This is a genomic window from Halorubrum sp. SP3, assembly GCF_005435195.1.
In the GTDB taxonomy this organism is placed as follows: Archaea; Halobacteriota; Halobacteria; order Halobacteriales; family Haloferacaceae; genus Halorubrum; species Halorubrum sodomense.
Genome location: NZ_SGTU01000157.1, coordinates 1 through 883, shown reverse-complemented (window position 1 = coordinate 883; position 883 = coordinate 1). Strand labels below are relative to the sequence as shown.

Here is an 883-nt window from a genome sequence, read left to right as displayed (position 1 = left end):
TCCAAGGGCGCTTATCCACCGTACATCACCTCCCACTGTGAGAATCCGCACCTCCAGTTCGTACGGTTCGCCCTCGGTTGCGAGACGGTTGAAGGCTTTTCGGAGGGTCTCTCTATCCTCCGGGTGATAGGATGCAATTGCGTCTTCGAATGTCACATTAGTTTCCCGTGATACTCCGTGAATGTGGTACATTTCATCCGACCATCGCAAAGACTCTGACTGTATAGTAAATTCCCAACCACCGACAGCTGCGACTTCCTGTGTGTCTCGCAGAAACTGACTGCTCCGTTCAACTTCCTCCTTTCGCTGCTTGCGTTCTGTTACATCACGGTATAGCCACAGAATCGCCTCACCTTCTGGCAGGGTGTACGGCACGTAATCGCGTTCAACAACGCGATTGTCTGCGAGGGTGAGCTCCTCGTTTTGAACCGCCTCCCGGCGTTCAATCCGATCTGCTATGCCTTGGATAAACCCCTCAGGATCGGCGAACTGGTTTTTGAGCTCTTCAGCCGCCGCAGCACAGTCACGCCCAACAAGTTCGTCACTATCGATAGGTTTGCCAAGTGTTTCGCCCAGTAGGTCATTTGCCATGAGTACGTCACGCTCGGCATCTTCGACGAGCACTCCCATCGGCAGGTTTTCAACGATTGTACGGAGAACAGTATTCGTCTGCTTAAGCTTCTGCTCGCGCTCTTTGCGCTCAGTGATGTCCCGGTTTGTACAGATAAGACCGCCATCGTCAAGCAGTGAGAGCGTGATCTCTTGAGAGACTGTGGTCCCGTCGCGTCGCTTACCCACAGTCTCGCCTCGCCACTCACCTTTCTCTTCGACTACTGGCAAGACGTCCCGTTCGATCCGTGTGATCTCGTCGTCGCCATACAGT

At 53.7% G+C, this 883-nt stretch carries 1 protein-coding gene; it reads right to left on the bottom strand.

Features of this window, described 5'->3' with window-relative positions; genetic code table 11:
- Positions 1-883, bottom strand: an 883-nt coding sequence (locus EXE42_RS16010) for a PAS domain-containing protein (RefSeq protein WP_137706960.1), incomplete at both ends; no start/stop codon positions are given.